Source organism: Bacillus sp. JJ1474 (assembly GCF_036965225.1).
Lineage (GTDB): Bacteria > Bacillota > Bacilli > Bacillales > Cytobacillaceae > Cytobacillus.
This window is the reverse complement of sequence record NZ_JBALPC010000090.1, coordinates 8,908-16,036: the sequence shown is the minus strand read 5'-3', so window position 1 is coordinate 16,036 and position 7,129 is coordinate 8,908. Positions and strand designations below refer to the sequence as shown.

Here is a 7,129-nt window from a genome sequence, read left to right as displayed (position 1 = left end):
GAATAAGATAGAATATGAGTTAACAACAATAGAAGTTATAAACTTAAGAAAATGGAAACCTAATGAAGCAGGGAATCTAGGCAATTATTTATTTCTGAATATTTTCTTTTTTTACCAAATACAATTCACTCTGCTTTGGCTTTCTATTTTAACTTAGTTTTGGGCAATCTAGAAATTGTATTGTACTCATATTATTAAGTCTCTTTTAAAATAATGGAAAGGGTGACTCGTATGGCTTCTAATACAAGATTGGCACAATTAGATGTTAAGAAGCAGCTTGAAAATGTTGAAGAACAATTTCAAACGTTTCAAATTCTTAATGAGGAAGGAAAAGTAGTAAATGAATCTGCAATGCCTGATTTAAGTGATGAGCAGCTTCAGGAATTAATGCGTCGGATGGTATATACACGCATACTAGATCAACGCTCTATTTCTTTAAATAGACAAGGAAGACTTGGGTTTTATGCACCAACAGCAGGACAAGAGGCTTCTCAATTAGCTTCCCAATTTGCTTTAGAGAAAGAAGATTTTATTCTTCCTGGGTATCGTGATGTTCCGCAAATGATTTGGCATGGTCTGCCATTATCTCAAGCTTTCTTATGGTCAAGAGGACACTATGAGGGTGGGAATATTCCAGAAGGTGTAAATGTTATAGCTCCGCAAATTATTATCGGTGCTCAATACATTCAAGCAGCAGGGGTAGCACTAGGAATGAAAAAACGTGGAACAAAAGCAGTTGCTGTGACTTATACAGGAGATGGCGGTACTTCGCAAGGTGACTTCTATGAGGGAATTAACTTTGCAGGTTCTTATGGGGCTCCAGCAATTTTTATTGTTCAAAATAATAGATTCGCTATTTCTACTCCAGTTTCTTTACAAACTGCAGCTAAAACACTTGCTCAAAAAGCTGTTGCAGCTGGAATTCCAGGAATTCAGGTTGATGGAATGGATCCATTGGCTGTTTATGTGGCTGTACGAGAAGCGCGTGAGCGTGCAATCAATGGGGAAGGCCCAACATTAATTGAGACCCTAACTTACCGATATGGTCCTCATACGATGGCAGGAGACGATCCTACACGCTACCGTACAGCTGATCTTGATAATGAGTGGGAAAAGAAAGACCCGCTTGTCCGTTTCCGCAAGTTCTTAGAGGATAAAGGAATTTGGAATGAAGAAATGGAAAATGAAACAATTGAAAAAGCTAAAGAAGATATTAAAGTTGCGATAAAACAAGCAGATGATACACCTAAACAAAAAGTAACTGATCTCATTTCAATCATGCATGAAGAAGCAGGAATGCCTTATAACTTAAAAGAACAATATGAAATATATAAAGAAAAGGAGTCGAAGTAAGCTATGGCGCAAATGACAATGATTCAGGCAATTACTGATGCCTTACGCACAGAATTGCAAAATGATCCGAATGTTCTTGTATTCGGAGAAGATGTGGGCGTAAACGGTGGCGTGTTCCGTGCTACTGAAGGCCTTCAAAATGAATTCGGCGAAGAGCGTGTATTTGATACACCTCTAGCTGAATCTGGAATCGGCGGCCTTGCGGTTGGTCTTAGCTTACAAGGCTTCCGTCCAGTACCTGAAATTCAATTTTTCGGATTCGTATATGAAGTAATGGATTCTATTTCTGGACAGCTGGCACGTATGCGCTATCGTTCTGGAGGGAGATATAATGCGCCTGTGACTATTCGTTCACCTTTTGGGGGAGGCGTACATACTCCAGAAATGCATGCTGACAGCTTGGAAGGGTTAATGGCTCAACAGCCTGGGGTAAAGGTTGTCATTCCATCAACACCTTATGATGCAAAAGGGCTTTTAATTTCTGCCATTCGTGATAATGACCCAGTCATTTTCCTTGAGCATATGAAATTATACCGTTCTTTCCGTCAAGAAGTACCTGAGGAAGAGTACACAATTCCATTAGGTAAAGCTGAAGTGAAGCGTGAAGGAAAAGACTTGTCGATCATTACGTATGGAGCAATGGTGCATGAAGCATTAAAGGCTGCTGAAGAATTGGAAAAAGAAGGCTATTCTGCAGAGGTAATCGATTTACGTACAGTATCACCAATTGATATTGATACTATTATTGCATCGGTTGAAAAAACAGGACGTGCGATTGTCGTTCAAGAGGCTCAAAAACAGGCTGGTATTGCTGCTAATGTTGTAGCAGAAATAAATGACCGTGCAATCTTAAGTCTTGAAGCTCCTGTCCTTCGCGTTGCAGCGCCGGATACAGTTTTTGCATTCCCGCAAGCTGAAACAGTTTGGCTTCCAAACTATAAGGATATTATTGAAACTGGTAAGAAAGTATTAACTTTCTAAAAAGCAGGTAATTATGTTCTTTCGAAGGGGAGAATGAAGGAAGTAATAGAAAATCGGTACAAATACCGATTTTCTTCTTTCCAGCTTCTGTCCTTCCTTATATTGTTAGTGTAGGAGGATGATTCTAAATGTCATTTCAATTTAAATTGCCTGACATTGGTGAAGGGATCCACGAAGGGGAAATAGTTAAGTGGTTCGTTAAAGCAGGCGATAAAGTACAAGAAGATGATGTATTATGCGAAGTTCAGAATGATAAAGCAGTTGTAGAAATTCCTTCACCTGTTAAAGGAACGGTTGAAGAAATTTTAGTCGGGGAAGGAACTGTTGCAACTGTTGGCCAAGTTCTTATTACATTTGATGCGCCTGGATATGAAAATTTAAAATTCAAAGGCGATGAACATCAAGAAGATGATAAGCCCGCAGATCAAGCTCCAGAGAAAACGGGTGAAGCTGAAGTAAATCAAGCCGAAACTCAAACAAGTGCTAAATCTGACCGCCGAATTATCGCGATGCCTTCTGTTCGGAAATATGCTCGTGATAAAGGTGTTGATATTCAGCAAGTAGCGGGAAGCGGTAATAATGGCCGGGTCTTAAAAACCGACATTGATTCGTTCTTAAGCGGGGGAGTTCAAGTCCAGCAACCAGTGGCTCAAGAACAAGAAACAACGGCAGCACCTGAAGAAGTGGCAGCTGCTCCAGTTCAAAAAGTTATTCCACAAGGGCAATACCCTGAAACTCGCGAAAAAATGAGCGGCATCCGTAAAGCAATTGCAAAAGCGATGGTAAACTCAAAACATACAGCTCCACACGTGACTTTAATGGATGAAATTGAAGTGACAAAGCTTGTAGCTCATCGTAAAAAGTTCAAAGAAGTTGCTGCAAATAAAGGAATTAAGTTAACGTTCCTTCCATATGTAGTGAAGGCATTAACAAGTGCTTTACGTGAATACCCAGTATTGAATACATCAATTGATGACGCCGCACAAGAAATTATACAAAAGCATTATTACAATATTGGTATAGCAGCAGACACTGAAAAGGGTCTTTTAGTACCAGTTGTAAAAGATGCTGATCGTAAATCTATGTTTGCAATTTCAAATGAAATTAGTGAGCTTGCTGCAAAAGCGCGTGATGGCAAGTTATCTTCTGAGGAAATGAAAGGGGCTTCCTGCACAATTACAAATATTGGATCAGCAGGCGGACAATGGTTTACCCCTGTTATCAATCACCCAGAAGTTGCTATTTTAGGCATTGGACGTATTTCGGAAAAGGCAATTGTAAAAGACGGTGAAATTGTTGCAGCTCCAGTATTAACATTATCATTAAGCTTTGACCATCGCATCATTGATGGCGCAACTGCCCAGAATGCGTTAAATCATATTAAACGTTTATTAAACGATCCTGAACTATTGTTAATGGAGGCATAAAACATGGTAGTAGGAGATTTCCCAATCGAAACAGATACAATTGTCATTGGCTCAGGTCCTGGCGGGTATGTGGCTGCTATTCGTGCAGCACAGCTCGGCCAGAAAGTGACTATCGTTGAAAAGGCAAATTTAGGCGGTGTTTGCTTAAACGTGGGATGTATCCCATCTAAAGCATTGATTGCTGCAGGACACCGTTATGAAACAGCTAAGCATTCTGATTCAATTGGGATTACAGCTGAGAATGTAACTGTTGATTTTACAAAGGTACAGGAATTTAAAGCCGGTGTAGTGAAAAAACTTACTGGCGGTGTGGAAGGTCTATTAAAAGGAAATAAAATTGATATTGTACGTGGTGAAGCATATTTTGTTGATGCCAACACTCTCCGTGTTATGGATGAAAACTCAGCGCAAACGTATACCTTTAAAAATGCAATCATTGCAACAGGTTCACGTCCAATTGAGCTTCCAACATTTAAATATTCAAAACGTGTTCTAGATTCAACAGGGGCACTTTCTCTTCAAGAAATCCCTGAAAAAATCGTTGTTATTGGCGGCGGGGTAATTGGAATTGAACTTGGCGGTGCTTATGCGAATTTCGGAACACAGGTAACAATCCTTGAAGGCGCAGATGATATCCTCCTTGGTTTTGAAAAGCAAATGACGGCTCTTGTCAAACGTAACCTTAAGAAAAAAGGTGCCGAATTTATCACGAAAGCACTTGCAAAAGGTGTTGAAGAGAGTGAAAATGGTGTCACTGTGAAGTATGAGGTTAAAGGTGAAGAGAAAACTCTTGAAGCAGATTATCTCTTCGTTATGGTAGGAAGACGCCCAAATACTGACGAATTAGGCTTAGAGCAAGTAGGCATAAAAATGAGTGACCGCGGCGTAATAGAAATAGATAAGCAATGCCGTACGAATATCAGCAATATTTATGCAATTGGTGATGTTGTTGCAGGTCCTCAATTAGCACATAAAGCCTCATACGAAGGGAAAATTGCTGCTGAAGCCATTGCAGGACATAGCTCTGAAATTGATTATCTAGGGATTCCTGCAGTCGTATTCTCTGATCCAGAACTTGCTTCAGTAGGTTATACTGAACAGCAAGCTAAGGAAGAAGGTATTGAGGTAATTGCCTCTAAATTCCCATTTGCGGCAAATGGCCGTGCACTTGCGTTAGATGCAACAGATGGGTTTGTTAAGCTAATCACACGTAAAGAAGATGGCTTGGTGATTGGTGCTCAAATTGCTGGAGCAAGTGCATCAGATATGATTGCAGAATTAGGCTTAGCTATTGAAGCGGGTATGACGGCTGAAGATCTTGCAATGACCATTCATGCTCACCCAACATTAGGCGAAATTACAATGGAAGCTGCAGAAGTTGCACTAGGCAGTCCGATCCATATTATTAAATAACATAATCAGAAAAGTCCTTTTCCAATTGGAAAAGGACTTTTTTATATGTATAGGACTATACGTTAATTGCTTGTCGACCATTCACTTTTTAAGGCATCTGATAAAGGTTTGATTATTTGTTCTGTTGAAGTATCACCCTTAATTTTGACGATTACTTTTTCTTGATGAATGATTAAGATAGTGGGGCTGCTCTGGACATCAAATGCTTCATAATATCTTTTGGCTTTGTCGCTTGAGATAATTTTCATATTTTTAATTTCGTCTGGAAATTCCTTCTTTAGCTCGATAATCGCATCATAGTAGGAGGCTTCCTCTTCATAATCCTTTTCATTTGAAAAGAAAATAATTTGCTTTCTATTATTATCAAAAATCAGTTCATCTTGAGGTTTAAAATGATTGCATGAGGTAATAAACAAGAAAGAGGCTATGAAAAAAAGCAAAAACACTTTCATATTCTATTCCTCACTTTTTCATTATTTGTATCAGTTACTTAAGTTTAATTATCCAATTATTAGAGATTAATAAGTATTTTATCATAAAAAATGGATATTAGTGACTTGTCACCTAAATGTTACAGAAATGAAAAATAAGATGAGCAGGTTCAACATATATTACTTAGACATATATCTTTGGAACTTGGCTCTCAATCAATTTTTGCTAATAAGAGATATGAAATAACAAATCTGGTGGTGGAAAAATGAAGGTATATACTGCATTGCTGCTGCAGCTAATTATATGGAGCGGCTACACCTTTATTGAGTGGCTATCGAGGTACGATCAGCTTATTTTTAAAGTACTGATGTTCTTCGTATTTTTATATTTAGCTATCATCATTGGAAATTACATTGTGAGATCAGTAAAAAAAACATTCTTTGTTACAGCACTTAGCTTGTCTTTATATGCATCGTTTCATTTTACAATGACTTTAATGGGAGTTTGAGCTGAGGGAAGGGAAAAAGAGCCCTTATTTTGGCTCTTTTAATTGACGTCCACTGAAAAATCTAGAAATGATGTAGTATAAAGAGAAGAAAAATAGATAAAAACAAATAAACGAAAATAGGAAGGGTATTACCTTAAAGTTTGTTTCTTTCTCAAGAGGAGAGGTAAACTTTAATTCTAAAGGGTAATCATGTTCAGCTTCAGGCAGAGAATTCCGTTGTTCAGCGAAAGGAAAAGGTCCGCCAAATAAAATGTCCTGACTTAATTGTGCAGGTTTTGTCTCGAAATAGGAGACGAAAATAATAGGAGTACTTAAAGTGATGACAAGAGCTAATACTCCAAAGAAAATTATTTTTTTTGTTAACAATTTATTCACCTCATTAGATTGCAAAATAGAAGAACAGCCTTTTGCTGTTCTTCTATTTATTTACTATTTTCTATTATTTTCTGGGATAAAAATACATAACTCTTCCATTGAATAAATGCAATTCGCCTTTTAGCTTCTTTGCTAAATAGCGGCAAAACTCGTTAGCTTTCCCTTTATCGCCGAATGTAGCTGATTCCGGCAACGTTACTTGAATATATGATTGTTCCCGATCGGATCCATCTTCGTTCCGAATTGTTTCTTGGTCTATTCCTAGTAAAATTGTGTGATACCTGTCATTGTTGGAGTGCAGATAGAACCATTTCCCTTTTCCCTCGGGTTTTTCTTTTATTTCATATGGAAAAGCAGCTTCATTGTACTTCCAATCAACTTGGTCACCTGTTTTCGCAGTAATGGCTTTATAGTATTGAAATAATTCTTTTACTTCATCTGTCGTAATATGTTCTTTTTCTGATGAAGGCACGAGTTTTATGTATGCGTTACTTGCCAACATCCATCCCCCCATTTTTTCAAAAGATAAGAAAGTATAACTTTTCTCGAATTTGAGAACTGTCTAGCTTCAGCGCCTACCCCCTCAAGGTCACAAGCCAATCCTCACAAAAAGGTAAAGAACACCTTTCCGTGAGGCTCG

Annotated in this window: 8 protein-coding genes; 5 read left to right on the top strand and 3 right to left on the bottom strand. The window is 38.3% G+C overall.

Annotated features, from left to right (window positions below; translation table 11 throughout):
* The first annotated feature begins 231 nt into the window (after nucleotides 1-231).
* The 4 genes from pdhA (at nucleotide 232) to lpdA (ending at nucleotide 5,174) form a co-directional block, all read left to right on the top strand.
* Nucleotides 232-1,353: a pyruvate dehydrogenase (acetyl-transferring) E1 component subunit alpha gene (pdhA, locus tag V7164_RS13185; protein WP_335348409.1), complete on the top strand. Its 1,122-nt coding sequence runs from the start codon at nucleotides 232-234 to the stop codon at nucleotides 1,351-1,353.
* A 3-nt stretch (nucleotides 1,354-1,356) separates the two neighbouring features.
* Entirely contained in the window at nucleotides 1,357-2,334 is a 978-nt protein-coding gene (locus V7164_RS13180) for an alpha-ketoacid dehydrogenase subunit beta (RefSeq protein WP_335348408.1), read from the top strand.
* A 128-nt stretch (nucleotides 2,335-2,462) separates the two neighbouring features.
* A complete protein-coding gene (locus tag V7164_RS13175) occupies nucleotides 2,463-3,761 on the top strand; it encodes a dihydrolipoamide acetyltransferase family protein (RefSeq protein WP_335348407.1) in 1,299 nt (432 codons plus the stop codon).
* 3 nt (nucleotides 3,762-3,764) lie between these two features.
* A complete protein-coding gene (gene lpdA / locus V7164_RS13170) occupies nucleotides 3,765-5,174 on the top strand; it encodes a dihydrolipoyl dehydrogenase (RefSeq protein WP_335348406.1) in 1,410 nt (469 codons plus the stop codon).
* Nucleotides 5,175-5,236: 62 nt separating this feature from the next.
* On the opposite strand, the gene V7164_RS13165 is transcribed toward lpdA, so the two are convergent.
* The gene (locus V7164_RS13165) at nucleotides 5,237-5,626 is read right to left on the bottom strand and encodes a small peptidoglycan-associated lipoprotein (protein WP_335354287.1); all 390 of its coding nucleotides are present in this window, start codon (nucleotides 5,624-5,626) and stop codon (nucleotides 5,237-5,239) included.
* 245 nt (nucleotides 5,627-5,871) lie between these two features.
* Between V7164_RS13165 and V7164_RS13160 the strand changes: the two genes are divergently transcribed.
* Nucleotides 5,872-6,114, top strand: coding sequence for a hypothetical protein (locus V7164_RS13160; RefSeq protein ID WP_335354286.1), 243 nt, complete (start codon nucleotides 5,872-5,874; stop codon nucleotides 6,112-6,114).
* A 24-nt stretch (nucleotides 6,115-6,138) separates the two neighbouring features.
* Here the strand turns inward: V7164_RS13160 and V7164_RS13155 are convergent, their stop codons facing one another.
* Together V7164_RS13155 and V7164_RS13150 are read right to left on the bottom strand one after the other, a co-directional pair.
* Nucleotides 6,139-6,480, bottom strand: a complete 342-nt coding sequence (locus V7164_RS13155; protein WP_335354285.1) for a hypothetical protein — start codon at nucleotides 6,478-6,480, stop codon at nucleotides 6,139-6,141.
* 73 nt (nucleotides 6,481-6,553) lie between these two features.
* On the bottom strand, nucleotides 6,554-6,988 hold the full coding sequence (locus V7164_RS13150; protein ID WP_335354288.1) for a DUF1885 family protein: 435 nt from the start codon (nucleotides 6,986-6,988) through the stop codon (nucleotides 6,554-6,556).
* Nucleotides 6,989-7,129: the final 141 nt, after the last annotated feature.